This window comes from Shewanella sp. MBTL60-112-B2, from assembly GCF_019655055.1.
In the GTDB taxonomy this organism is placed as follows: domain Bacteria; phylum Pseudomonadota; class Gammaproteobacteria; order Enterobacterales; family Shewanellaceae; genus Shewanella.
The window spans coordinates 38,386-63,734 of sequence record NZ_BPFA01000005.1; the positions used below are offsets into that span (position 1 = coordinate 38,386).

The window sequence follows — 25,349 nt, forward strand, 5'->3', positions numbered from 1 at the left end:
TACCTAGGTAGCAACTGTAGTTGCTGAAGTCATTGATAAGTTGATGTGAACTTGAAATCAGTGCAACTATAATAAATAACCTTACCCAAGGATAAGGCCACCTATAAAAGAAGCTTAGCCACAAGACGAGCTGTATTGATTAAGCTCGATAAGGCCACGCAGTATGATGCCGTGATAGCGAGCTTGAATGAGTTGATAATCCATAGCCGGCGCAAAATAGTAAGTTACCTCTTCGGCGCCAGTTTGCGTTACCGGAATTAAACTTAACTCACCCCAAGGCGCAATATTCTTGCTAATCGGTTTTTGCACATAATATTGATAAGGCTCAATGGCGTCAGATGCCTGCCTGATTAAACGAAACTGCTGCCGACCTAGCATTAGAAACTCACGCATTTGAATCGCCAAGGTGTCTACGTCACGCAGTGGAGTGTCATCAGAGCGGTAACCTTCAATATCGCCATCAACATCAACCTTTGATACGCGGCCGTTATCGCTAAAGCTGGCATACATGTCTCTGGCGCGAAAGCCCGTCACTTTTTGATGAAACTTTTCGGTGATCCATTCACTGCTTTCATCCGACCAAACTAGCTCAGCACTTTGTTGGTACTGAGTGCCTATGCCTAAGATACTGGCTTTACTGTTTGAGCTGACCACTGCGCTTTTACCGCGCCATGTTTCGGTTCTGCTCATAGTGCCCGTATGTATGCCGCTGAGGTAAATATCGTAATCAGCATGACGACTACACTGCGTCTCTACTTGCTGCACCTCACCAGATACGGCAACGTCAGCAGCCTGAGTGCTATTAGCTACAAACAAAAACACCAACGCGGATACTCTCATAGACGCACTCAACATAGTTATCGATTTAGTCATAAACCTAGTTATAGACTTAGTCATAGATTTGGCCACTGCAGCAAATAACCCAGTCATGATTAGAATACTTCGTTCACATTAAGATAGAAGTTAGTCTCGTTTTCGCCCACACCAATATCGAGGCGCAAGTTAATATTATCTTTGATTTTAAATCGGAAACCTGTGCCGTATGAGGTTAGCAACTCTTCATTTAAGTCGCTCATCTTATCAGCCACGCTGCCCACTCCGCCCCAAAACACCATGCCATAACGCTGGAAAATCGGTAAGCGATACTCTACTTGGCCCATCATCATCTGCTTGTCGCGGTAGCGACCTTTAATGTAGCCACGCATCGCCCCAGAGCCACCTAAGTCAGGCAGCATGTTCCAAGGTACGTCGCCATCGGTAAAGTGGCCTTGCACTTGCCAAGCGATTAAACCCGGCGCCGAACTCAACAAAGAGGTTGAGCTTAGGTCGATATAATTAGCCAGCTCAAGATCGTAAGTCGAAAAGCTTGAGTATTCATCGTTTTGATAGAGACCGGCATCAATTTGGAATAACCAACCTTTAGTGGCATTTAAACGATAGTCACGCGAATCATAGATACTGGTAACCACTACACCCGAGCTGAAATTGTTTGGTAAAATATCAGCTGAGTCCACAGGCATGCCCGTTTCCACCAGCTCTAATTTTTCAGCGCTAGCGTAGGTAAAGTCAGCTCCAATACCTAGAAAATAGTTATTGGCAACTTCAGTCATCCAGCGTGGCTTGAAGCTATATAACTGCTCTTCAAATTCGTGGTGATTAGCGTCGATATTACCTTGTTCTATACCCTGGCCGTAATAAACCGCCGCCTCGTTGTGCAGCTCTAGTCCCAGCTGTAAACGCTGCTTACCGCCGTTGAAAAACGTCATGTTTTCAACTTCAACACCATAAGAGTTATTCATTGAAACAAAGGAATTTAATACCAAGGATGATGGCTGTTCGTCACTCGCTGAACCATCGGTTTTATATAAGCCTACCATCAGTAAACCTACACCAAACTTCTTCTCAGGCGTGTAATAGGCCGTTGGTAAGTAGCTCATATCGATAGGCTTAGTTTCATCAAACTCACCATCAGCACCAAACACCGACAAGATGTCATCAACCCAAGTCGGCTGCATATCTTTAGGTGTTTCAAATAAAGGTTCAACTGCCGCGGCTTGATGAGATAAGGCCAACAGGGATAACAACAAAATCCGTTTCATAAATACTCTAATCAGTAACGAAGATAATGGGAATTAAGGGGCGGCATTCTACCATTACAAGAGTATTCAACAATGACTTTTTTTGATTAAGGATTAATCAGTTATAAATGTCAGAATCGAATTGACTCAAAAGATTAATGTGTCCTCTGGTTTAAGTCGCTATTGACAATAGTGTTAGTCACTGGAACATCCCATTCCACTCTCTGCCACCTAAATATCATTGCTCATTGTAAGATGACATTTCTTTCACCTGCCAAGCAATAACATGCTCAAAACTCAGATTCATTAAGAGGTAGGTATGAATAAATTCGGACTCAGTTTTAACCATCAGGGAACTCATCACCCAATCCCAGCTCATCCAGTCATTCATGATATCACTTTTTTATGGACGCTATTGGCGCTCTGCGGAGCATTTTTACTGATGATGAAAGAAAGTGTTAACAGTAGCTATTTCTGGAGCATTAATCAGGCCAGTCAGCAATTTAGCCCTGAGTTGCTCGCTAGCATTACCGACATGGGAAATGGTGTTGTCACTGGCAGCTTATTGGTGATCATACTTTGCTTCAAGCCTGCTTGGATCTTACGCGCCATTTTAGCCGCCATAATCTGCCTCGTTGTGACTCATTTACTCAAAAGTTACTTTGATGCATCACGACCCGCAGCCTTGTTAACGCAGATAAATATTATTGGCGATGCTCGCCACAGTAAAAGCTTTCCATCTGGCCATACCGCCACGATATTCCTGCTAGCAGGTATCGTATTCCTATCCTCTAAAAGACGATTAAGTCGAGTATTCTTTGTCTCTCTGGCGACTATCGTTGGGTTATCGCGAATTGCCGTTGGCGCTCACTGGCCAATAGATGTCGCCTTGGGAGCTATTATTGGCTGGAGTAGTATTTATGTCGCAGCATACTTGTGCAGAGAGTCATTACTCCCTAAAAATACACGGCTTTTAATTCTCTCAGCGTTGCTGTTACTACTTGGCAGCTTAAGCTTAATCAATAAAAATGAATTTCCGCACCAGCCTATTGTTGATAGCCTTCAAAAGCTCTATCTCGTGTCAGCAGCGCTTTGCCTTTATATCAGCTATATGTTCAATCAACGTAGCTCTAAGGTATTATTTCACAATGCATAAGAGAAACGGCTTAAGTAAGCCCGACAGTATTTAGCTTACAGCCAGAGTTGATATTACCAACCTGGCTAGCCTACCTATTTGTTGCAGTGATCATGCGAGACAAGCAGTATTAAGCGCTCTCACTTACCGACTCAGACTGTAAATACTTGGCCACATTGACCTCATTTATCTGCGCTGGCGCGAGGAATTTATTGGCGTACTCCAAATAGATCCCGCTTGAGAGGAACAACTTAAAGATATCCATATCTAAGTGTTCATCGAGCGCCATCTTATACAAGATATCAATAGCAACGCTAAGAGATTTAGCTTTTTTATAGGGTCTATCGGCGGCGGTTAGCGCTTCGAATATATCGGCCACTACTAAAATCCGCTCTGGGATAGATAGGTCTTCAGCACTGAGCTTACGTGGGTACCCCGTGCCTTTTAAGGTTTCGTGGTGGGTCGAGGCATAACGCGGCACCCTTGCAAGCTCAGGCGGAAACGGTAAGTTCTCCAGCATCTTAATGGTGCTGGTGACATGCTCATTAATCTTAAACCTATCTTCTGCGGTCAAGGTGCCGCGAGAGATAGTGAGGTTATAGAGTTCACCCAAGTTATATTGATATTCAGGGATCGCCATCTTAATACCAAACTTAGGGTCAAATTCTACCTTGTTGATCCGCTTGATAATATGCTCAGGTTTATCACTTAATAACGGCTCGGTCACTGGATAAACATCCTCATCTTCTCGTTCGCTAAGGTTAAGCTCCTCAACAGGAGAGAGACCCAGCCTATCGTCAAAGTGGCGCTGCCAAGTGATACTGGCGAGCTGAGCGAGACGCTCTTTCGACTCTTGGTCCATAAATTCGCCGCCAACATTGGCTTTGGCAATAAATTCAAAGTCTGCGAGTAATTGATTTCGTCTTTCAACCAGCTCAGCATGATAAAACTCATTGGACTCTTCCCCAGAAGAACGCCGCTTAAGAGAGTCTATCTCGGCGTCACGCCACAGCACTTCAAAGCGCATCCTAACCTCATGAATGCGGTTATAAACGGCTTCGAGCTTAGTGCCCTTATCGACGATATATTCGGGTGTAGTGATCTTGCCACAATCGTGCAGCCAGGCGGCGATTCTAAATTCTCGCTGCTCATCATCGGAGTTAAATTTAAAATCTTTAAACGGGGTCGTCTCTGATTTCTGTGCCGCCTCAGCCAACATCAAGCCAAGCTCTGGTACGCGATTACAGTGCCCTGCGGTATAAGGAGACTTATCATCAATCGCTTGCGCTATCAGCCTGATAAATGACTCCATCAACTCCTTTTGGTTCTCTTCGTACACCTTAATCGAATTCGACATATCCATCATAGAGTGCGCCAATTCATCTAGCTCTTTGATGTTCGTTTCAACTCGCTTCACCTCATCATATTGACGGTTTTTTATCTTATCATTTTCAATAGCTAACAACTTTACTGGGCGAATTATCGGTGATGAGAACAGCCAGGAGACTGGCAAGATGACCAATAAGCAGATACTGGTGAGCAAAATTGAATGCAGTACTTTTTCGACGCTGGTTGCAAGCAGTTGATTGGTTGGCACCACAATCGCGAAGTACTCTTGGCTTTCAGCTGAGAGCTCTTCATCTCCCGCTGAAGGCTCTTTACCTATAGCTGAGGGCTCACTTCCGGCAGAAGGAGCTCTAAGAGGGGTGACGTAGAGGAACTCTTCAACACCATTTAGATCTCGGCGGATCAGTCTATTTTGATTCTTGGGCTCACGGGCCAGATCTATCAACGCCTCATATGGAACGGTTCCCTGCGTCAATAGTGTCTGCTTAATCCCTCCACCAAACCACTTAGCTCCTAATGCTTGTTTTTGCTCTGCTGTAATATTAGCAAGCGCTAGATTTATCACTTCTATAATGCCTGAGTCCTGACTCGGCATCACAACATGTAATCCGGTGTTAAGCTCTAGCGGAGAGAAATCAAGTTGTTCATGATATTGAATGTGCTTAACAAAAAACTGCTTAGCCGTGTAGTGCAAAATAATACTGCTATCGAGCGCAGCAAAAATCGCGCCCTCCTCAACCGCATGCAATATGGCATAGGTAGAAGGCATTTCAACAATCTCAATTAACGGATAATTCTGCCTAATCACCTCGATAATCGACCAACCAGAGGGAATAGCAACTTGCTTACCATTTAGCTGCTCAATATGAGTAATTTCAGGCGTCCCAAGCTGAGTAACCAGTGCATAAGGGAGCTCAAGAAACGGCTCACTAAACTCACCGAGTAACCGCGTTTCGTCAGTTTTTATTACAGAGTGCAGCATATCTAGCTCGCCAGCGTTATAGCTGTCGGTCAATTCCTTCCAGCTAAAACCATTAATGTAGCGCAACTCTAACCCTGTCATATCAGCCACCAGATTTAGTAGATCGACACTATAACCTTGAGGCATGCCTGAAATAGCAAAGTCTATCGGTGCCCAATCGGTTTCATTAGAAACTAACAAGGGTTCAGTACTTTCTATCAAGGCTCGCTGCTTAGCAGTTAACGCAAGCGGTTTAGACTCTGGTATTTCAACGCTTGTTTTTCTATCTTGATTCGATGCAATCAACTCACCACTCTGTTTATAGAGATAGATTTTTTTATCATCAAACTCTTCAGCTCCTCCGCCCTGCATCAACAAATAATCAGACAAGGTAGAAAGAGCAATATCTAAGGCAAGTACGACTTCGCTATCGTCTAACGCAATCGAATAGGTTTGCCCCGGAGATTGTAAGTGCTGAAACAGATAGGGTTCAGTCTTAGAAACGACATGGGGCTTAGCGTCCACAAACCAAGGTCTTACCCTAGCATCATAGTCACTCGGTTCGCTGTGGCTCACCCGCAGATTAAACTGAGCATCGAGATAAGACTGCTCTTTTTGACGTAGTTCGCCTTCACCGCTGATGCTAATGAGTACCCAACGGTCTAGATGAGATGCATTAAGCTGCTTTCTTATTATGGGATGAGCATTTAAGTTGATTAGCTCATAGAAGTCACCATTTGGCATACCCACATAGATGCCATAAAACAAGGGGTTGATCTGCATGACATCGGCAAATGCCTGCCTAACTTCAGGATTAAAGGCGCCATCGATGACGATATTATCGAAATTTGAAAGCAGATGAGTGGTATTGATTGCGCGTTTATCAACTTGAGTGAGGTAGTTGCTGGTATTATTGGCGGTGTGATTATAGAGGTTAACGGCGGCATCAGTAGCCATGTTCTTGCTAAAGTAATATTGCAAACCAATGGCTATCGATGCGGTTAGAATGGTAGCTAAAATAAAGATCCCCACCACAGTCACCCGAATGGTAAATCGCTTATTACTGATCTTGTCCAAGCCACCCATAGTATTCCAACTCTATTATTCAATCCTTGAAAATAACATTCTATAACAGAGCCGCAACAAGTCAACGCGAGTAGCATTAAGCTTTGAAATAATGGATAAAATTACCCGACTTATACGCTAATAATCTTTATGTTCTATTACTACTCTTGCACAACTAATCACTGTCAATTTCAGCTTTTGGTAATAATGCAATTGGTGATAATATCCCGCCGCTGAGCCACAGGGCCTAGATTCAGGCTGTTTAGCCTGTGCTCAACATTCTTATCACGAGGAATAATAATGCTAGCTGTAAATGAATATTTTGAAGGTCAGGTTAAGTCTATTTCTTTTAACGGTGCTGACAAGCCAGCATCGGTAGGTGTAATGGAAGTTGGCGAGTATGAATTCGGAACTGCTGCACCAGAGGTGATGCAAGTGATCTCTGGCGCGCTTACGGTACTATTACCGGGCCAAACTGAGTGGCAAACCTTCAGCGCTGGTGAACAGTTTGATGTGATCGGCGATGCTAAGTTTCAAGTCAAAGTAGCAACCCAAACTGCATACCTTTGCATCTACGGCTAACTAGCACTCAAGTGCCTTAGCTGTAAAACAAGTAAACCATCCACTGATTACCCCATAAGATGGGTCAAGGTGGATGGTTATTTGCTACTACAAATTATTTACTAGAGCCTCTTCGGTAACTTTTACTATTCGCTGTTATTAGACACTTTTATTAATCGCTTTTTATACCTAGTGATAGTTAGCTTACTGTACCCAATTCACTAGCTCACCCGCAGTTTTCAAGCCATATTGCCTTTTTGTAAGCTTGCCTGACGCATCAAACAGTAACAGCTCTGCTGAGTCTGCTCGGTGTTGGCGGATCAGTTTATCGCCCTCAGGGGTGCCCGTTGTTGCAATAAGAAAATGGACAGCGTCGCCCAAGTAATCACGCGCCTCATTCATCTGCTCTGTCTGGCTATTACTCATCGCTAAACCATTATCATAAACGAACACAATAGCAGGCTTACCGGTGCCAATCTCTTCATGGGTAGCCTTAAATCCTTTCGGCATCACCATCACTAAGGCTGCGAACAGCGCCACGATAGAAACTACGACTCCAAGAGCAATTAAAGGCTTGCGACGAGTCTCTTTAGTATTATGTGTATCCAAGATGCAAATCCCTCTTATATCGACAAAAATAGATAATAAATCGCCCCATAATAATCAGCTAACCTGAGGCCTAGATTAAAAATCGAAAGTTAATATTTGCGACTAATTTACCAAAGTGGAAGCTTGGCACTGTTGAAATTGACTCTGGATACAGCGCTGACTCATCGCTTTCGCCTGCTTTAACTGCGACCCATTAAGCTTATCAGTGATAAATGCTAATCGCTGCGCGGCAATTTTATTACCTTGATGCTGGGCGGCAGCTAACCAAACATACACCTTAATGAAATCAGGCTGACCATTAACACCGTTATATTCAATTGTCGCTAAATCAACTTGCGCTTCAACCAAGCCACTCGTTGCCGCTTGTAAAAGCCACTGCTCAGCCTTAACGCTGTCGACCTTTCCCAATAAACCTTCTAAATAAATAGTTCCTAATTGACCCATCGCTGGGGCAAAGCCTCGCTCAGCACTCAGCTGGTACCACTCTATCGCTTGTTGTGGTGACTTGTATTCATTTAAATAGATCTCACCCACTCTATATGGCGCCTCACTGTGGCCGTTATGACTACTCAGCTTTAACCAATACTCCGCACAGCTTAAATCAACGTCACCACCATTGCCCTCAAAGTACATTAACCCAAGCATAAATTGCGCATCTACTTGATGCCTTGGATATTGAGGATCAATAGTTTGACTGGCCAACTGCTGGTACCAATAGCGGGCCTGAACAGGCTTAGCCTCACCGGCTCTGCCGCTGCGGTACATCTCAGCTAGAGAGTATTGCGCCTCCGGCATACCTTTTTCTGCCGCTATTCGATAAAAGTCCATAGCCCGGTGAATATCTCTTTCTACCAGCATACCTTTGGCATACAAGTAAGCCAGATTAGTCGCTGCGTTCACGTCACCTTGGTTAGCATTGTCGATGCACTCTTGAGTCACAATATCGGCTTGCCCCGCCACGGCATAATCACACCAAGGATCAAATAATTTTGACTGAAATTCATTGACCTGTGGTGGCTCCACGCCTTGCTGGCTGCTACAACCGATTAAAGCTAATATTGCTAGCAAACAGGCTCCGAAGCTTTGCTTCGCAGACATAGAAAAGCAAAAACGACAAAAGAAAAGTCTTGGCATAGTCGCCCTATATTAACAATAAAAACTCTGAGTACTAAAGCAAAGTCCAGGCTCAATGTATAGCAGCAAGATAACCGATCTTGTTAGCGCAGTAACCACAGAGTAAAGCTTATATAAAATAGGTTTTACTCCTGCTCCCACACATCCAATTCAGCTCTTTAATAAATAGCTCATTACGCACTAGCATCTCATTGCTTACTAGCAAAAAACGCACTCAAGTCTCATTTATTCATTTAGATTGTCAACATGCCAAATTGACAGCACATAAGAGGGAACTATTATTGCAATAGGCCGCTCATATTAGTTACCCTTGCTAAATAGGCATTTGAAATACCTGTATTAGCAACACAATTAGGCGCCCAACTTAACAGCATATATTGCCAATTTGTATGAGTGCAGACAATAAACAAACTAATGAGGCAAGATTGAATGAATACACTGAGCAAACTATTAATCAGTTCAACCATCAGCATCGCAGCACTAGGCGGCGTAGCCCAAGCAGGTGATCTTATCTGTAAGGTCAAAGGCAGCGACGATATCATTATGAAGAATATTGAGATCTTGCGTTCAAATCAGGCATTAGTAACGATTGATGGCAGTTACACGTCACCGATCATGAATAACATCTACCGCATAGACGGCGTTGATGGCCAAGATATTAGCGAAACACCAACCTATATTGCGTACACTCAATACCCACTAGCAGATCACGAGCTGCTCGCCACAGTACAAGTTGCAGACCAACCTGCGTTTACAGCTATGTGCACTGTCACTGAAGAGATGTAAATCAGCCTGCTTACAGCTGTAATGCTTTTATTAACAGCATCGCCCTACTACAACGCATAAACAGCACATATAGCTCAATAGCTCAATAGCTTGCATCTAAAGCCACTGTTCCAACTAAGATGGCTGCAAGTGTCGCTAAATCCAAATACTCCTTTGCCCCTCCTTTTGCCCCCTTTGAAAGCGCAACAGCCCCCAGCACTTCACATAAAAAAGCCCCGATACCATTCAGTAACGAGGCTTAGCAAAGCAATTTATGCTCTGGAGGTTAACCCAAAATACTTGCCGGTAATACCAATAACTATAACGCTACCTACCAGCGTTTGGCTTGTGATCCAGCAAGGCTTTACCAAATTGCTGCTCCGCCATCACTTTTGCCATTTTAGGTGCTTGCCACAAGGTAGGAAGTAGCACGAAAGAGACCGGAACGGCGGTGATAACAATGAAGGATTGCAAGGCAGAGATCCCACCTGAGCCCATCGCAATCAATGCGATAGCCACTAGCCCCATTAATATCCCCCAAAACGCACGCATCGCGCCGCTTGGCTCGGTTGAACCTGTAACAACCACACTAATGGTATAGGTCATAGAATCACCCGTGGTGACAATAAAAGTAGTAGTGAGGATCAAAAACAGTATCGCGATCAGGGTCGGCATCGGCAGCTGCGAAGTAATCGCCAGCAACACTCCTGGTAAGTTAAAGCCTTCAAATGCATTAGCAATAACACCAGGGTTAGCGAGCTCAAACGCGAGGCCTGAGCCCCCCACCACACTGAACCAGAAGCAAGTGATAAGCGGTGCGATAATAGAAATCGACAGGATCAATTGTCTAATCGTTCGCCCACGAGAAATGCGCGCAATAAAAATAGCCATCATAGGGCCATAACCAATAAACCAGCCCCAGAAAAATACCGTCCACCAACTGAGCCAATTGGCATCGCCACGGTAAAGCGACATAGGAACAAAATTATTCACCATTCTTGCTACGCCCTGCAAGTAACCGTCAACTATGAAGCTGGTAGGGCCAAATAATAGAATGAAGATAATGAGCGCAACTGAAAGTAGAATGTTGTAGCGGCTGACTAACTGAATGCCGCGGCTAAGGCCACTCAATGCCGACAAGGTATACATAGCGATGGCAAACACCACCACTAGACTTTGCGTCATTAAGGTGTCTTGAACACCAAATAGTTCGTTAAGTGCGTAGCTGATCTGTAACCCTAAGAAACCGATAGGACCAATTGTGCCAGCGGCGACTGCAATAATACAGAATGTGTCGGTTAAGGTACCAATCCAGCCATTAAGCGCTTTATCGCCAAAAATGGGGTACAGCAAAGTGCGAGGTTGCAATGGCAAACCTTTATCGTAGTGCAAGTGCATCAATACGATTGCCGCTAAGCTACCGAGTATCGCCCAAGCTAAGAAGCCCCAATGCAAGAATGATTGTGATAATGCATTGATTGCCAATCGGCGGCCTTCAGCTTCGCCATAAAATGGTGGTGAAGAGACAAAGTGAGCAATAGGTTCAGCAGCCGCCCAAAATACGCCACCACCGGCTAATAGGGTACACAGGATAATAGCCAACCATTTAAAGGTATCCATTTCCGGTGCTTTAAGGTTACCTAAGGTAACATCGCCAGTCCTAGCAAAGGCTAAGTAGAGACCAATAACAAAGTTAGCCAGCAGCAGAACTTGCCAAAAAGGGCCAAACCATAGGGTGACTTTAGAGAATCCAACTTGAATGACGTTGGACAGAGCGGAGGTGTCGAAAACAGCAAGCAGTACGAAGAGAACGAGAAAGCCGCCACTTAACCAGAGTACAGGGCTGGCAAAGGCGTTGGAGGTTGATGCGTCACTTCGCTCTGGTGGATGCGCCGCAAGGTAATTTTCATCAGTTGATTTACGCTCAACAGATTGTGTCAAATTCGACATTAAGTATTCGCTTTTGTCGTCGTCAGCCATTAAATATTGAGCTACGGCACTATAAATTAGTGCAGCAAATTTTAAGCTGAACGGTGAATTTTCCTCGGCTATTGCAAAGACTTATAGCAAGTTTGCAAAGGTTGAGGCTGTAAAAGGGGCGATATTTTAACACATACGAAAGTCGAATAAAAATCGCACTTAGCAGCACTAAAGTTGCAACATACATTAGTAAGCAGTGAATTAATTCAATTTAAAAGTGATTTCAAGCATTTAATGTACAAGATATTAAAGGGCCATCTCTTATCGGACTTATAACTAGACACAGTTCCTTAAATTTAAGTATTTACTTAGGGTTAGTGAATTTGTCGTAGTAAAATCATCGCTATACAAAGCGATATCAACACCTGATTAAAAATAATGAAAAACACGGGGTTAAAGGTGAGCGAATACTTTTTTATAAGAGAAAACCAGCCGACGCCAATATATGAAGTCGCAGAGGAATTTGAAGAGGCGGCATGCAGCACTCGGTTTACCTTTCCAAGTGAACCTATACCGGTTGTGGCAACACATAAGCCCAAACAAGCGTATCAGATCCCAGATGTTTTATTAGAGCCCGCACTGGCTATATCTAAGCGCCTGTTTGATTTGATGCAACTAGAGCAATTGTATGGTGCGAACTGGATACCGATAAAGCTGATTGATCAGGGTGAACACGATTTCATGATGTTGCAATTAGCACATGAAGTCGACGTCATTTGTCATGAGCAGAGCATTTTTAAAAGATTCAAACGGGGCTATATATCAGGTATGAAAACACTTGTTATTGACCCTGACAAGCTTGCACAGACTCCGCTAGACAAAAGACAGGTGTTTCGCGATAGCTCATGGGGCTTTTATACGTTTTTTCATAAAGATATCGTTAATCAGATCATGCTCCACTCACCAACAGGCATAGAATTCGTGCCAATTGAAACTTTCAACGAATCGTGGGCAGGCTGATATCTATATTAGATTTAACCAAGAAAACATGCCATTAAAGATGGGTGTTATGAAATTTAAAAAGACACCTGTATAGCGAGCAGTTTATTTTATGCTATCATTCTTTAACCTTATGTTATAGAGGAATGATTATGTCACTAGCTGTTGTGCACCTACGAATTGACGCAAAAAAGGATCCTAACAAAGACTCCGGTTCAAAAGGATTAGATGCTTGGATGCAATTTGAGAGGCATATGCCATTAGGTGGATGGAAAATTGGAGCAAGCATGGCTCCTTACATTGTCAGAGCATGTATATACGATATGCAGGCTAAGCAACGTTATAATGTTCCAGTTTCTGTTGATAACTCAGGTATGGTCATTTTTGACAAGAAAAATGGCAAGTTAGAAAATGCCCCTAGCTTTCTTGGTAACATTTACCCAAAAGGCATTCAGTACAACCGTTTATATACTAATGAAGCTGAGACTATCAGATTCCAAAAAACAAAATAGAAGCTAATGCCATAAAAACTACTCTCTTATACAAAGTCAGAGCTAATTTCTACTCTGACTTTGTCGACCCACAAATCATGTGGAGTAAACAGCTCAAAGTTAGAAAACCCCTTCATTATAGTAGCTTTTTCAGCCAAATAGCAGATAAAATAAGCTTAACAATTATCAAGCTGCTAGCGCATCGTTTATAGCTAGGCAGTAGAACGGATGCTATTGATAAATGATTCTGAAAACTAAATCCCCGCAAAATGTGCAATCTGCGCAAGCGACTGCAGGCCAGCAACAAGAGCAAAACGTGGCATTTTTTCTGCGCCGCGCTTACAAAGACCACCCACAAGTGCTGGTGATCAACGACTTCAAATTCCGCTTTAACGACGAAGTCGCGCAAATAGACCACCTCATAGTATATAGCTACGGTTTTATACTGATTGAATCAAAGAGCATCAGAGGGCAGGTAAAGGTCAACCAGCAACAGGAATGGACGCGCAGCCTAAACACTTATCAAGCAAAGACCACAAAATGGCAAGGTATGCCCTCGCCCATCAAGCAAGTAGAGCTGCAACAAGCCCTATTACTCGAACTATTAATGCACCATCGCAGTGAAATTTTAGGCAAATTGCTCGGCTTTAAACAACAAGGCTTCAAAGGTCGATGCTGGGATCATCTATGTGCGGTATCGAGTGACGCCATTATCGATAGAAAATCCATGCCCAAAACGGTATCAGACAAGCTGATAAAATCTGAATTTCTGGTAGAAAAGCTAGACAAGGTGATGAACCTAAAAAGTAAATTTGCTAGATTTATAAATACTAGCGCTACCCGCCCAGCCTTCAGTCAACAAGAGCTAGAATCTGTCGCCTCGTTTCTTATCAAGCAACATATCGCACCGAATGCGGCAGCAAACACAGAAACAGCAACAAGAACACACCAAGTAGCCACAGAGCAAAACAGTGCGCCACTAGCAAACACACCAATAACAGCAGCTAGCGCAGCACCTGTTCAACAAATGCCAGCTCAACCAATAGCAGCAGACCCCGCATTACTTACAGAAACAGAGAAAAGCCAAGTAATACAGCTAGCTTTGCACTGCAAACATTGTGGAGAATCAACGAATTACGCCCCAATGTATGGCAAATTCGGCTATTACATCAATTGCAAGCAATGCACTAAAAACACGCCGATGAAACAAGCCTGCCCACAGTGCAGCAGCAAGAATACAAGAATTAAAAAACGACAAGAAATTTACACCTTGAATTGCCAAGAGTGTGGTTGTGGGCTGATGATAGTTTAACAAATTTTACCAGAGCTTTTTTAGTTGCCTTTATCCCTAGGAAAATAAAATGTTTGGAAGTGAAAAAAATAATGCAGATGAAATTGGAAGACTTTGGCAACGTTTGGTTCCTCTCGAAGAGTTTATGGGTCAACAGCGCAAGCTCATTGACTCACAAGAAAAAGAGATTTCCTCATTAAAAGAAAAGATTAAACAACCAACAGAAAGCCAGGAAGAAGCACTGCACTCAGCAAGATCCGCAGCACAACACAAAGGTAAAGTAAAAAAGGCAAAAGAAGAAGCCGAAGCATTTGCCAATGAAGCCAATCAAATAATTACTGAATTAAATGTTTTATTTGATGCTACTACACTAACTGCAAATAAATTCGATGGGAAAGTAAAATCATATGAAGATACCTTTAAAAAAGGTGAAACTTTATTTGCCGATATAAAAGCTTCTCATGATCAATTAGAAGAAAGAATTAGCGAAACAAACAGCCTTCTTCTTAAAAATGATGATCTTGCTGAGCGTCTAGATGATGCAGAATCAAGATTAGAGGTAATAAAAGAAATTGATTCAAAAACACAAGGCATATTAAAGAATATAACTTCAAACCATTCTAAAGTTCGAGAATTACGAGATGAGATATTAGGATGCGATACCGAAAATGATGAAGGTGAAAGTGAACACATAGAAGGAATAAAAGATAAATTAGCATCAACTTATTCAACTTTAAAGGTTAATATTACTGAGCTAGAAGAGAATTTGCAGCAGCTTTCCAGTAAATCAGAAACAAACTTTCAATCATTATTAGATACATCAAAAATTCAAATAGAGGAACAGTTAAACTCACAAGAAAAACAATATGGCGAAGTATACCAAAGAATAATAACGCTCCTACCTGCAGCCTTAACCGCAGGACTAAGTGCCGCATACAATGAAAAAATATCATCTGAAAGCTTAGAACTTGAAATACATAACAAGACATTTTCTAAATCTATAAAAAGCCAAGCCACCCATTATTAATCAATAACATATTAACCTCTTTTAATAAGCGCTGCTTGCAAGAGTAATCAGCATTCAATTTTTTCATATCCAAAGAGTACGAATAGCGCAGAAGCTTTAAAAGCCATGATTTGAGCAGAAAATGATAGGATTTAGACGAAAGAAGCCAGCATAAACGATAAGGCTATGAGTAATATTCGGTGGTGTGCTTTAACCGTGTTATCTATCCAAGAAACTGACAACTGTTAGCAAAGTGCCTTCGACGCTTCTCCAAGTGTTCACAATAATAGGTTAACTCCTGCAATGACCCAACGGGACCATGAAACAACTTGCCAAAATCTGTAGCCAACTTGAGCCAATTTTCACTAGGAATATTAAGCCTTTCCAATATCCTTGCTGCACTTTGGGAAATAGCACCGTGCTTATCATCACGAATGATTCGCCCTGTCTCGTCGACAAGTGTGAGGTAGTCTTGCAGCGAGAAATTAATGCCTTTTGATTGGAGCTTTGTCTCATTACCGATAAACGGTAATAACTTAGCAGGTTGTTTACCCCTTAAGGCTGCGCTCACTCGAAGTTGCAAGCTAGTGAAATCAGACTTTTCAGGGGTCTTTGCAATCTTGGCACGAATAGGATTGAGCTCAACATAAGCCATACAAGTTAACACCGCAGCTTCATCAAGTAATGCTTGGCTTTTGAAGCGCCCCTCCCAGAAATGCCCTGTGCAGTTATCTTCATAGTTAGCCTGCCTAGCGATGGGCTCGTTGAGGCAACGCATAAACCAACTGATATCACTAAGGCGTGAGCGGTATGTGGCTATGAGGTGCTTGAGTGTAGCAACCATGTGCTCTTCTATCACATCCCCCTTAGCAAACTTCTGTGTTAAATCAGTACCATTAAACAATTTATGCCATTGTTCAACGACTTCCCTATCTGACCAGCTATTCACCATATCTAAGTCGATATAAAGCACCACATGCAGATGATTACTCATCACTGCATACGCAGCCACATCTATCGCAAACACCTCTGTTAACTTGAGTATCTGAGCCTCAACCCAACCTCGGCGGTGGTCATAATTCTTACCAGTGTATTTATCATCACCACACAAGTAAGCACGACGAACTACACGGCTACAGCAGTGATAGTAAGGCGTATCTTCCAAGCTTATAAGCGTACTTCTAGCGCGGGGCATAGCAATCTCCAACTTAAGCAATAACTAAATAAACAGTTAAAGCTTAGTAAGAGGCTGCAAAACATGCCATTAAAAATGGGTGTCTATGATTGGGCTATATTTTTTCTATCTCATTATTTATGTTTATCTTTTTGTGGGGATTCGCCAGACTCTGACCCCACTTATCACTTGTTATTGACCCTGACAAGCTTGAACAGACTCCGCTATACAAAAGACTGGTGTTTCGCGATACCTCATGGGGCTTTCATACCTTTTATCATAAAGATATCGTCAATCAGATCATGCTCCACTCACCAACAGGCATAGAATTCGTGCCAATTGAAACTTTCAACGAATCGTGGGCAGGCTGATATCTATATTAGATTTAACCAACAAAACATGCCATTAAAGATGGGGGTCTATGGTTGTGACACGCTGAATTGTTTAGAGTGTGGTTGTGCGCAGCAAGTGATTTAGAGCTTAGGGAAAGTTTGCTCTGCCCCTGTTTATAACAACCCCCCCGGAGGTGGACAACAATTTTATTGTCTGTTAACAAGGCGTTAGATTTCAGTATTATCCACAACTAGCCAAGGATGCTATGAAACATATCATATTAATATCTACCATTGCCTTTTTACTTTTTGCTTATTCAAGTAAGGATTCTCGATGGGAATTTTATAAGAAAGACATTGATCAAGAGTTTTGGACGACAATTCCCCATATTGATAGATTATCTAACCAGATCATGAAATTGGATTTTAACTCAAAAAGCTTAATTTTTAGTATTGGGAAGGCAGATGGCACTATCGACATAAGAGATGCCTCAGATTTAAATAAGAAGATAACCATTAAGGCTCATAAAATGCGAATTAGTAACTTGGTATCTTCTAATGATGGTGAGTTGCTAGCTTCTAGTTCGTCTACTGTTGATGAAATGACTAAAGTATGGAACTCGAAAACTGGGAAAAGTATTTTAGAGCTCCCTAAGACGCGAGGACCTGAAGTATTTTCAAATGACGGGAAAATTCTTTATATAGCTCACAACAGTAAACTGTTTGCTTACGATTTGTTAAATCAACAATTCTTTCCTGGTGAATACAAAGCAAATGGTGTTATTGAATCCTTAGCTGTTAGTTCAGATGATAAATCTCTAGCTGTAGGGACTACAGGCAAGGTGCAAATTTGGCAAATAGAAAAGAAACTCTCGGGCATATTCTTTTGGCAGAAACTAGAGAGTATCTCATTAAATTTGGATAGTGAGAAAACACTTTATGGATTGAAAAACTGGATACAAGCAATAGCTTTTAGTAAAGACAATAAACAAATTACAACTATCTCAAGGTTTGGCGGGATTGATATTCTAGACGTCCCTAGTTTATCAAATAGAAAGCAGTATCAAATAAAAAGAACTCAGGTAAAGACGGTAAACTACATAGATAGTGAAGGAGTATTTATAGTTACTGCTATGAAGGCAATTAAAGGAGAAAGCGCAAGGTACATTACTAGATATGTTAAGCCTTTTTCTTTGAAAGCTGAAGATGATGAGTTTTCGTTTAATAATAAGTGTCAACCTAAATTCCCTTATGTTTTTCAAAATCCAAACATGGCTTTTACAGCTAACGTTGAAGCGCTGTTTTATTTAGCCGAAGATGGCAAGTTAAAAAAACAAGCAAAGGTATTAAATTCAGAGGGGTGCCAACTTCCACCTAACGCTATACCCGATTGTGATAAAGAGTTTAGGTTTGTTAAATCACCTGAAAATAAAGTATCTGAAGATGGTTTTACGGTGTTTTACGATGGTCAAGATAAGTTTGTACTTCCTAATCTGGTAAAAGAAGCGTTGGAAAAACAAAAAAATTATGGCTGTAATAAACGTTATGATACCTCCCATAGTAAAACAAAGGTAAAGGAGTTAAAGCAACCTATAAAGCCAGTAACTATATATTATAAAAACAAAAAAACCCCAGTCCCTATAAAGCTCAATCCGGAGTTGGATTCTCGGACATTAAAGCTAAATATAAAAGGCGAATCTTATTATTCTGAAAAGAAATACGATGCCGCATACGCAGCATTTGAAGAAGTAATACAATTAGACTCTTACAACGTCAGAGCATTAAATAACTTAGCCATTGTATCTTTGAAAATAGGTAATAAAAACAAAGCCATCATCTCATCACACAGAGTAATATATTCTCTGCCGGCCTCTGAAAAAGAAAAAGCTGCAGCTTTATTTAATATGGGGTTAGCATGTGAAGGTATAAGGCAGATACAGATACTAGGAGAAAGAAGTGGGCGGGCTGTCAATCGAATGTGGTACTGCCTTCAAGACTCTCTTGAGTTTTACACTCAGTCATACATCACCTCCCCTAGCAAAGGTCGTTCAGATTTAATTATTAAAAAATTTACTAATGCTAAAGCCGCTGAAAAGGAATGCCAATTAAGTGATGGGTACTATAAGTCTTACTTTAAACAAGGTAATAGATTTATTTTTTTAGATGAAAAACAACAACCTGACTTTTTAAATGGCTTAACTCATGAAGCTCATGGCAATACAGTCAGTTTAAAAAGAACGGCATCAGCTAAGCTAACAAATGGACTATATATATCTACTTTTTCGGCCCCTTCCTCCGGGGCTATTGCCCTAGATAATGAATCATGTGAGTTTTTTACCGATAGATAATAGATAAAGGGGGCAGATCTCATTAGCCTCAAAGCCACTTAATTCCGGCCCACAAGCATTGCCGGAACGACGGTGCAACTAACCACTCTGATAGCCAGAAAACAGAAATCCACTCTAAGTATGTCCATATACTCCGAGGATAATCGCATCCATGTGAAAAAGCCCCGATACCGTTAGGTATCGGGGCTTTCATCTATTCACCAAGAGCTCTTTTACAAGAAGTGGCTTTAAGCTTTTAGGCTGTAGACCTGCAGAGTATTTTTACTAATTTTTCCCATTAAAAAACCCGACACTGTTACCAGTCTCGGGTTTTTCTTTTTAGGTGTTGTTCTTAGCTTTACAGTCAAGAACTCAGGCCTATGGGGTAGACGTTTTTACGTAGGATAAATCGCTTTAGAGCAAGGCTTTTTGCCGCGACGTGTAGTGTTTTTCTACACGAGCAGCAAAGTAACGCCGCTATAAACGATTTAGACCAGTAAAAAATTACATCATGCCGCCCAAGTAAGCGCTAGCCACTTGAAATAAAAGGACAAACTAATAATAAAAAATCAAAATACCCCTCTTTACACCCTATCAAATCAGATAACCTAGCCTTGACACTAATGTAAAGGAATTAGCCTTGAGATATTCGAAACTTCTTTTCTCAAGGCTAACTCTATTTACTCTAACAGCCTTTCATTCAGCAACTGTTTTAATGCTTGGTACAGCTCATTATTACTCTGAGGCTGGCAAATACGTAACCGATCCAACCAATAAACATCGATTAACAGATGAACATCCTCCACAATTTTGGCTATATGACGGCAAGGTAGTGCTGCTAAATCGCTAGCCCAAGCAAGTGAGGTATCAAGTATCACGGCTCTTCGACTCTCTGATGGGTCGAATAAACCCAGTTCATATAACGAGCCTGCCTCTTTCGCATCTACAATCATAAGCTGACACTCTCCCTCCCCCACATCCAATAGCCGATAGGGGCGATCATTAAGATATATTGTAAACTCCATATTTTTCCATCATCTCAGTTCTTTTGATTGAATGGTTAACGCCTTATCAAAGGCCTCTAGCGATGCATCAAGCTCACGGAATGTCACACTTCCAAGCAGAACACTGCTCCACTGCGAATGAGATAGGCTAAGGGTAACGGCTTCGACAGTAGGCTCTCCAACTTGAATAATCCCATTTCGTAGAGCAATACCAAACTCACCGCTGTTGTCGCTCAGTTTGAGGTTAAACTGAGCTGTTAATCCCTCTGCTTTACGGGGATCAACTAAGTAACGCAGATAGTTAACGTTATTCTTTATTGAAGATTGCGCCAACTTCTGCTTATCCATGGCACCAAGCATTTGGCTCAAGCTGGCATAGTCGGCGATAACTTGATCGCCTAAAACCAGTTTACCTTCGTGCAGTAACGCCTCTGATATGTAAAAACCACGCGCATTAGCCGATGTGGTCCGCTGGCCTAGTGCACGTGCAGCTTCAGCACGAAGTTGTTTCACTTCAGCACTATTTGGTGCTAATTCAATCAGTTGCGAGGTTAGGTAAAGTGACCATTGCCACCCCTTCACAGTCTGCTTTTCATTAGATTGTTTCACCATTTTCACTGCACTATCGATACCACCCAAACTACTAATATAGTGCTTCGAAAAATCATGGGTTCTCAGCGGGTTGATATCGTAGATATCCCATCCATTCCAGCCCATTGTACCGTTATAGACCTGCTTAACATGGCTCTCTACTTGACCATAAGTCTCTTTACCAAGCCTCATATTTTCAGGCATGTAGAGAAATTCCGCCGCACCTTGGGCATCTTTACCTAAGCTAATGGCTCGAATGGTTTGATCATGAATTAGCTGCATCGAGTCTCTAAATGCTTCGATAGAGTGTCTGGCCGCTTCAGCTGTGGTATTGGCAGGGCCATGAATATCAATATGATGTTCAAAATCATATGAGAGCACCAAATCAGCTGCTGCAACTAATCGATTAGGATCCCTGTACCTGTCTCCTCTCAAGGTGTATAGATTAAATATGGTATTGTCACCATTTAGCGCATTCGTCACCATCAGGCTTTTCTTTGGAATATAGAAGGCAACACTATCGGTAACATCGGTAGGGCTTGGCAGAACATTCACCGTTAATCCAGCAATCTTATGAGTTTCAATTTGGCCGTTTGTGAAGGTAATATCCGGTGACAAGTAGCCTTTTTCATCTGATAACTTATCTAATGAAAAACCAAGTTTATTAGGAAATGCATCCGCGCCTTGAGGTGGGTGCAACATACCAAACTGGAGCACGGCTCGTGCATTAAAATTACCAGCAAGTGGGCTCACGCCATTGTCAGCCATAAGGTGTTTCTCTAACCATTCATGGCCATATACTTTAGTACGCTCATCTTGCCAAACAGAGGCCCCCCAAACATAGTGCGAGTGGGTATATAAGATAGCTTCCACCTCAATCTGCTGTCCCAGTTTTTGCTCTAACGCAGCTCGCTGTGCTTTAGCAACGCTGACGCTATCGCCAGCATCTATGATGATCCATCCTTGTGATCCCTCAATCGCTATGATATTTCCAATCCCCCAGCCAGAAAGGCGAAACACCCCTTCTGTAACCTCTGTCACCGCCTGAGTCGCTACATCCCATGCCATATCGACATTAGCAGCGGGCTGTGTAGTGATAATGCCATTGCTGGTAGTAAGCGGCTCATAACTGAGTGAGTGGTTATACTGGTCTGCGACAGCAATATAGGACGCTGAAAGCAGTAAACTGGTGCCAAAAAATTTGTTTAGCATAGACTTAATCTCTGTGATGTTTGAGTTAATAGGTGGCTTGTTCTCACTTGCCCGATTGCTAACTATTTAACGGGCAACTTAGAAACAGATCGATGAATTAGAGAAAGTCATTTTTGCTGTTTGTGTGTAGTATTAGTTTCTAAGCAGATGCTTTTAGGCAGGACGCAATGAAAAACGAACTAAGTGAGTTAGATCTCAACCTACTGAAATTACTAAAAGCCGTTGTCGAAACCCGCAATACACACAGTGCGGCAGAGCAACTTGGGATTTCACAAACCAGTGTCAGTAGAGGTCTTGCAAAGCTACGTGAAACATTCGGCGATCAGTTGTTTATTCGTAAAGCCCACGGCGTAGAGCCCTCTGAGTTAGCCGAAAAGCTTACCGAGGCCGCAGATGAGATGTTGACGCCGCTACAAAAAGTGCTCGATTCCTATCAGCAGTTTGAGCCATTAGCATTCGATGGGGAAGTCACTGTCGCCATGAATATCTACTTTTTGGAGTTATTTGGTGATGGACTTTTCTCTGCAATAAAGCATGCACTGCCTAACGCTAGCGTGAAGATGGTTTATTGGCAGGAAGATACCTTATCTGAAGTGCTTAGTGGTCATGTCGATTATCTTATTCACTTTGCTAAGTTCCCGCTTCCTCAAGAAGTTTATCAACATAAACTCCATGAGATAACACTGGGCTTAGTCGCAAGGCGGGAGCACCCTGTGCTTTCTATCTCCAGTGACTGGGAAGCGATCCACCACCTGCCTGTGACGCGACTCATCATCGATGGTGTTAACTCCAAACACTCCCCTATTGAAGCGCTGTATCAGAGTAAAGGTTATCAAGCTCAATTTTCCCTAGTAACCCATAGTGTGCGGATACTGCTTAACCAGCTAAAACACTCAGATGCTATCATGTTTGGTAGCAGCTATATGGGCACACTCGATCCTGAAGTATCGACCTATCCTCTACCTTTACTTCCCAAAGAGCTTCGCTCACTGCAAGTTAACGGTGGCTACCTACAAACTAAGCGGGGCTTTCCCTTAAACCAGCTACTGCACCAAACAGTGCAGACATTTTTTGATGGAGTTATTCAACCCGAGCCTTAACCAGTAGCTTATCTAACCCAATCTTGACTGCAACGCTATGCAGATATGAATTTCTCCAATTCATAGGATTATTTTATAGGATCGACATAATGCCTCTATCGACGCGATAACTGATGAGTTCACTCTCCCTTATCGCAGTTTAATTTAGTCAATAGAGGCCCATTATGAAAAAGAGATCACTACTTGTAACTTTGATTGCACTGATGCCACTGTCTGTATTAGCAAGCGGTCAAAACCCATTGCTAACATCCGAAAAGTCCTTGCCAATTCCTTTCCATGCAGCGGAGTCGATTCAAAACCTATTGAAGGTTGCGCCAGCTCCCCAAAGCCGAGAAACGGCAAAACAGGTGAACCTGCCAAAGACAGAGCAAGAGTGGAAAGATTTTGTGGTTGAGTTCGATCGTAATGGAATTGAACAGGGCCGAAGTGTGGCTAAGAAGTTCAATGTAGAGTACAAAGTCACACACATTGCTGGTGTAGAGGTATACCAGTTAACTCCGTCCACTATAGCTAAGGAGAATAAAAATAACCTCTTTCTCCATATCCATGGCGGCGCGTGGTTATTCGGTGGAGGCGACTCACTCCTTCGAGAGGCGGCATTGACGGCGCACAAACTACAGATGAGCGTTATCTCAATCAATTACCGTAAGGCTCCGGCTCACCCTGCACCAGCGGCACTCAATGACATCATCACAGTTTGGGACACGTTAATTCAACAGCGTCAAGCTGACTCCATCATGATGGGAGGCACCTCAGCGGGGGGCAACTTAACCGCGGCTGCAACACTACGAATGCAAGATCTTAATATGCCGACACCAGGGGCACTATTCATCGGCACACCCTCGGTCGATCTGGTTGAGACACTCGATAGCCGTCACATTAATGATGGTGTTGACGCTATCCTTGGAAGCTGGAACGGCATCCCAGAGGCAAGTGTTGCACAGTACATTGCAGACTTAGACCCGAAAAGCCCCTACCTGTCACCGATTTATGGGGAGTTCATCGCTTTTCCGCCAACGATTTTAGTCAGCGGCACCCGCGACCTACTTCTGAGTGACACAGTGCTTCTGCACCGCGCTATCCGCGATGCGGGCTCTGAGGCGGACCTGCATATTTATGAGGGGCATTCCCATGGTTTCTACATCATCCCAGGTAAGGATAGAACAAACTTCTACGGTGAAATGAACCGCTTCTCTGATAAGCACCTTGCTCGATATTCAGCAGTTGCACCCACTGAGGTTAATGCAACTTTTAACCTTGAAAACCTAATGATTTCAGAAGGTCGCTGATACAAATTTTGCATGAAGTAGGCCTATATATGCAAGATACGTATTGCAAACAGGGACGTTTCACTTATCTTGCAAGTTAGGAAGCAGTCAATAGCGCTAAATATCTAATTTTAAATTTTGAAAGGTCAAGTGAAATATTCAGGTTCAATATAGCTATGGGGAAGTAGGGCACACACAAAAGTGGTAGTTGTATAAATCGCTAAGAGGCAGAAATGAATTACACCCGTAGCTCTTTTTTGCTAAATAGCGAGTTGACCTCAACAAAAGTCACTTAAACTAAATAAGAAGCTTTTAAAACTCGAAGTTTACTTATTCCAATGCCTTTTCACTGTCGCAATCCCCAAACCTAATGCCTCTGCGGTTTGAGACTGCGATAACCCCTCACTTTTTTTAGCTTGCACTGTTCGTGTGGTGGCATGGGCTTCAGGTCTACCCAATTTTTTACCTTCGGCTTTAGCTCGCTCTAGCCCTTCTTTTGTTCGCTCTCTAATCCGGTTTCGCTCGAATTCAGCGAAAGCGGAGAACATCTGCAACATTAATTTTCCTTCAGCACTTGATAGGTCGGCTACGGGTAGATCAAGACAAACAACCTTGATTCCTTTATCTGTAAGTAGGTTGATGGTGTTTTGTACGTCTATGTTATCTCGGCCTAAGCGATCTAGCTTTAGGACCACCAGCATATCACCACGTTCCATCTGGTGATTGATAAGCATCTTAAACTTCTCACGCTTCATCGCTTCAACAGAACCAGAGATTGTTTCACTGATAGTGCGAGCATGATTCACCTCATACCCTTTTTGTCTGATAGCAATAATTTGATTCTCTGTGGTTTGCTCTGTCGTAGAAACACGACAATAGGAAAAGATACGCATTGGTTACTCACTTTATGGAAGGTATCAAATATAGGGGTATCATATAATTAAAGCACCATAAAAGACAGACCCTAATTTTATGATAC

The 25,349-nt window shown here is 42.5% G+C and carries 20 protein-coding genes; 10 read left to right on the plus strand and 10 right to left on the minus strand.

Translation table 11 applies throughout. The annotated features are described in order from the left end of the window. Nucleotides 1–114: 114 nt before the first annotated feature. Nucleotides 115–840, minus strand: coding sequence for a hypothetical protein (locus K5Q73_RS04365; RefSeq protein ID WP_259650832.1), 726 nt, complete (start codon nucleotides 838–840; stop codon nucleotides 115–117). Between the two features lie 92 nt (nucleotides 841–932). Further along, nucleotides 933–2,099 (minus strand): BamA/TamA family outer membrane protein, encoded by a 1,167-nt coding sequence (locus tag K5Q73_RS04370; protein ID WP_220765375.1) that lies wholly within the window; start codon nucleotides 2,097–2,099, stop codon nucleotides 933–935. A 298-nt stretch (nucleotides 2,100–2,397) separates the two neighbouring features. Between K5Q73_RS04370 and K5Q73_RS04375 the strand changes: the two genes are divergently transcribed. Then, nucleotides 2,398–3,234: a phosphatase PAP2 family protein gene (locus K5Q73_RS04375; RefSeq protein ID WP_220765376.1), complete on the plus strand. Its 837-nt coding sequence runs from the start codon at nucleotides 2,398–2,400 to the stop codon at nucleotides 3,232–3,234. Nucleotides 3,235–3,343: 109 nt separating this feature from the next. On the opposite strand, the gene K5Q73_RS04380 is transcribed toward K5Q73_RS04375, so the two are convergent. After that, nucleotides 3,344–6,607, minus strand: a complete 3,264-nt coding sequence (locus K5Q73_RS04380; RefSeq protein ID WP_220765377.1) for an HD domain-containing phosphohydrolase — start codon at nucleotides 6,605–6,607, stop codon at nucleotides 3,344–3,346. 279 nt (nucleotides 6,608–6,886) lie between these two features. Between K5Q73_RS04380 and K5Q73_RS04385 the strand changes: the two genes are divergently transcribed. Then, nucleotides 6,887–7,168, plus strand: a complete 282-nt coding sequence (locus K5Q73_RS04385; RefSeq protein ID WP_220765378.1) for a pyrimidine/purine nucleoside phosphorylase — start codon at nucleotides 6,887–6,889, stop codon at nucleotides 7,166–7,168. A gap of 183 nt (nucleotides 7,169–7,351) precedes the next feature. Here the strand turns inward: K5Q73_RS04385 and K5Q73_RS04390 are convergent, their stop codons facing one another. Together K5Q73_RS04390 and K5Q73_RS04395 are read right to left on the minus strand one after the other, a co-directional pair. Beyond that, nucleotides 7,352–7,756, minus strand: a complete 405-nt coding sequence (locus tag K5Q73_RS04390) for a hypothetical protein (protein ID WP_220765379.1) — start codon at nucleotides 7,754–7,756, stop codon at nucleotides 7,352–7,354. Nucleotides 7,757–7,858: 102 nt separating this feature from the next. Beyond that, complete coding sequence (locus tag K5Q73_RS04395; protein ID WP_220765380.1) at nucleotides 7,859–8,824, minus strand: tetratricopeptide repeat protein; 966 nt, start codon at nucleotides 8,822–8,824, stop codon at nucleotides 7,859–7,861. Between the two features lie 495 nt (nucleotides 8,825–9,319). On the opposite strand from K5Q73_RS04395, the gene K5Q73_RS04400 reads away from it, so the two are divergent. Then, complete coding sequence (locus tag K5Q73_RS04400; protein WP_220765381.1) at nucleotides 9,320–9,676, plus strand: hypothetical protein; 357 nt, start codon at nucleotides 9,320–9,322, stop codon at nucleotides 9,674–9,676. Nucleotides 9,677–9,982: 306 nt separating this feature from the next. Here the strand turns inward: K5Q73_RS04400 and K5Q73_RS04405 are convergent, their stop codons facing one another. Next, on the minus strand, nucleotides 9,983–11,605 hold the full coding sequence (locus tag K5Q73_RS04405; RefSeq protein WP_374706806.1) for a BCCT family transporter: 1,623 nt from the start codon (nucleotides 11,603–11,605) through the stop codon (nucleotides 9,983–9,985). A gap of 429 nt (nucleotides 11,606–12,034) precedes the next feature. Between K5Q73_RS04405 and K5Q73_RS04410 the strand changes: the two genes are divergently transcribed. The 4 genes from K5Q73_RS04410 (at nucleotide 12,035) to K5Q73_RS04425 (ending at nucleotide 15,383) form a co-directional block, all read left to right on the plus strand. After that, nucleotides 12,035–12,595 carry an imm11 family protein gene (locus K5Q73_RS04410; protein ID WP_220765383.1) on the plus strand — a complete coding sequence of 187 codons (561 nt, stop codon included), beginning with the start codon at nucleotides 12,035–12,037 and terminating at the stop codon, nucleotides 12,593–12,595. Between the two features lie 131 nt (nucleotides 12,596–12,726). Continuing rightward, a complete protein-coding gene (locus K5Q73_RS04415) occupies nucleotides 12,727–13,086 on the plus strand; it encodes a hypothetical protein (RefSeq protein ID WP_220765384.1) in 360 nt (119 codons plus the stop codon). A 220-nt stretch (nucleotides 13,087–13,306) separates the two neighbouring features. Next, nucleotides 13,307–14,377, plus strand: coding sequence for a nuclease-related domain-containing protein (locus tag K5Q73_RS04420; protein ID WP_220765385.1), 1,071 nt, complete (start codon nucleotides 13,307–13,309; stop codon nucleotides 14,375–14,377). Between the two features lie 49 nt (nucleotides 14,378–14,426). Continuing rightward, the gene (locus K5Q73_RS04425; RefSeq protein WP_220766132.1) at nucleotides 14,427–15,383 is read left to right on the plus strand and encodes a hypothetical protein; all 957 of its coding nucleotides are present in this window, start codon (nucleotides 14,427–14,429) and stop codon (nucleotides 15,381–15,383) included. Nucleotides 15,384–15,585: 202 nt separating this feature from the next. Here K5Q73_RS04425 and K5Q73_RS04430 read toward each other — a convergent pair whose 3' ends face one another. Continuing rightward, nucleotides 15,586–16,557 carry a transposase gene (locus K5Q73_RS04430; RefSeq protein WP_220761876.1) on the minus strand — a complete coding sequence of 324 codons (972 nt, stop codon included), beginning with the start codon at nucleotides 16,555–16,557 and terminating at the stop codon, nucleotides 15,586–15,588. Between the two features lie 577 nt (nucleotides 16,558–17,134). Here K5Q73_RS04430 and K5Q73_RS04435 point away from each other — a divergent pair. Next, nucleotides 17,135–19,216, plus strand: coding sequence for a hypothetical protein (locus K5Q73_RS04435; RefSeq protein WP_220761878.1), 2,082 nt, complete (start codon nucleotides 17,135–17,137; stop codon nucleotides 19,214–19,216). A gap of 659 nt (nucleotides 19,217–19,875) precedes the next feature. Here K5Q73_RS04435 and K5Q73_RS04440 read toward each other — a convergent pair. Further along, nucleotides 19,876–20,220 carry a hypothetical protein gene (locus K5Q73_RS04440; protein WP_220761880.1) on the minus strand — a complete coding sequence of 115 codons (345 nt, stop codon included), beginning with the start codon at nucleotides 20,218–20,220 and terminating at the stop codon, nucleotides 19,876–19,878. A gap of 9 nt (nucleotides 20,221–20,229) precedes the next feature. Beyond that, nucleotides 20,230–22,002 carry an alkyl sulfatase dimerization domain-containing protein gene (locus tag K5Q73_RS04445; RefSeq protein ID WP_220761882.1) on the minus strand — a complete coding sequence of 591 codons (1,773 nt, stop codon included), beginning with the start codon at nucleotides 22,000–22,002 and terminating at the stop codon, nucleotides 20,230–20,232. A 167-nt stretch (nucleotides 22,003–22,169) separates the two neighbouring features. Here K5Q73_RS04445 and K5Q73_RS04450 point away from each other — a divergent pair, with 167 nt between their 5' ends. Together K5Q73_RS04450 and K5Q73_RS04455 are read left to right on the plus strand one after the other, a co-directional pair. Continuing rightward, complete coding sequence (locus K5Q73_RS04450) at nucleotides 22,170–23,102, plus strand: LysR family transcriptional regulator (protein ID WP_220761884.1); 933 nt, start codon at nucleotides 22,170–22,172, stop codon at nucleotides 23,100–23,102. A 164-nt stretch (nucleotides 23,103–23,266) separates the two neighbouring features. Then, nucleotides 23,267–24,391 (plus strand): alpha/beta hydrolase fold domain-containing protein, encoded by a 1,125-nt coding sequence (locus tag K5Q73_RS04455; protein WP_220761886.1) that lies wholly within the window; start codon nucleotides 23,267–23,269, stop codon nucleotides 24,389–24,391. Nucleotides 24,392–24,696: 305 nt separating this feature from the next. On the opposite strand, the gene K5Q73_RS04460 is transcribed toward K5Q73_RS04455, so the two are convergent. After that, nucleotides 24,697–25,263, minus strand: a complete 567-nt coding sequence (locus tag K5Q73_RS04460) for a recombinase family protein (RefSeq protein ID WP_220761888.1) — start codon at nucleotides 25,261–25,263, stop codon at nucleotides 24,697–24,699. Nucleotides 25,264–25,349 lie beyond the last annotated feature (86 nt).

Excerpts from the sequence above, each read along its gene's own strand:
- K5Q73_RS04365 (WP_259650832.1), bottom strand. The coding sequence starts at position 840 with ATGAGAGTATCCGCGTTGGTGTTTTTGTTTGTAGCTAATAGCACTCAG.
- K5Q73_RS04370 (WP_220765375.1), bottom strand. The coding sequence starts at position 2,099 with ATGAAACGGATTTTGTTGTTATCCCTGTTGGCCTTATCTCATCAAGCC.
- K5Q73_RS04375 (WP_220765376.1), top strand. The coding sequence starts at position 2,398 with ATGAATAAATTCGGACTCAGTTTTAACCATCAGGGAACTCATCACCCA.
- K5Q73_RS04380 (WP_220765377.1), bottom strand. The coding sequence starts at position 6,607 with ATGGGTGGCTTGGACAAGATCAGTAATAAGCGATTTACCATTCGGGTG.
- K5Q73_RS04385 (WP_220765378.1), top strand. The coding sequence starts at position 6,887 with ATGCTAGCTGTAAATGAATATTTTGAAGGTCAGGTTAAGTCTATTTCT.
- K5Q73_RS04400 (WP_220765381.1), top strand. The coding sequence starts at position 9,320 with ATGAATACACTGAGCAAACTATTAATCAGTTCAACCATCAGCATCGCA.
- K5Q73_RS04405 (WP_374706806.1), bottom strand. The coding sequence starts at position 11,605 with ATGTCGAATTTGACACAATCTGTTGAGCGTAAATCAACTGATGAAAAT.
- K5Q73_RS04415 (WP_220765384.1), top strand. The coding sequence starts at position 12,727 with ATGTCACTAGCTGTTGTGCACCTACGAATTGACGCAAAAAAGGATCCT.
- K5Q73_RS04420 (WP_220765385.1), top strand. The coding sequence starts at position 13,307 with ATGATTCTGAAAACTAAATCCCCGCAAAATGTGCAATCTGCGCAAGCG.
- K5Q73_RS04425 (WP_220766132.1), top strand. The coding sequence starts at position 14,427 with ATGTTTGGAAGTGAAAAAAATAATGCAGATGAAATTGGAAGACTTTGG.
- K5Q73_RS04430 (WP_220761876.1), bottom strand. The coding sequence starts at position 16,557 with ATGCCCCGCGCTAGAAGTACGCTTATAAGCTTGGAAGATACGCCTTAC.
- K5Q73_RS04435 (WP_220761878.1), top strand. The coding sequence starts at position 17,135 with ATGAAACATATCATATTAATATCTACCATTGCCTTTTTACTTTTTGCT.
- K5Q73_RS04440 (WP_220761880.1), bottom strand. The coding sequence starts at position 20,220 with ATGGAGTTTACAATATATCTTAATGATCGCCCCTATCGGCTATTGGAT.
- K5Q73_RS04445 (WP_220761882.1), bottom strand. The coding sequence starts at position 22,002 with ATGCTAAACAAATTTTTTGGCACCAGTTTACTGCTTTCAGCGTCCTAT.
- K5Q73_RS04450 (WP_220761884.1), top strand. The coding sequence starts at position 22,170 with ATGAAAAACGAACTAAGTGAGTTAGATCTCAACCTACTGAAATTACTA.
- K5Q73_RS04455 (WP_220761886.1), top strand. The coding sequence starts at position 23,267 with ATGAAAAAGAGATCACTACTTGTAACTTTGATTGCACTGATGCCACTG.
- K5Q73_RS04460 (WP_220761888.1), bottom strand. The coding sequence starts at position 25,263 with ATGCGTATCTTTTCCTATTGTCGTGTTTCTACGACAGAGCAAACCACA.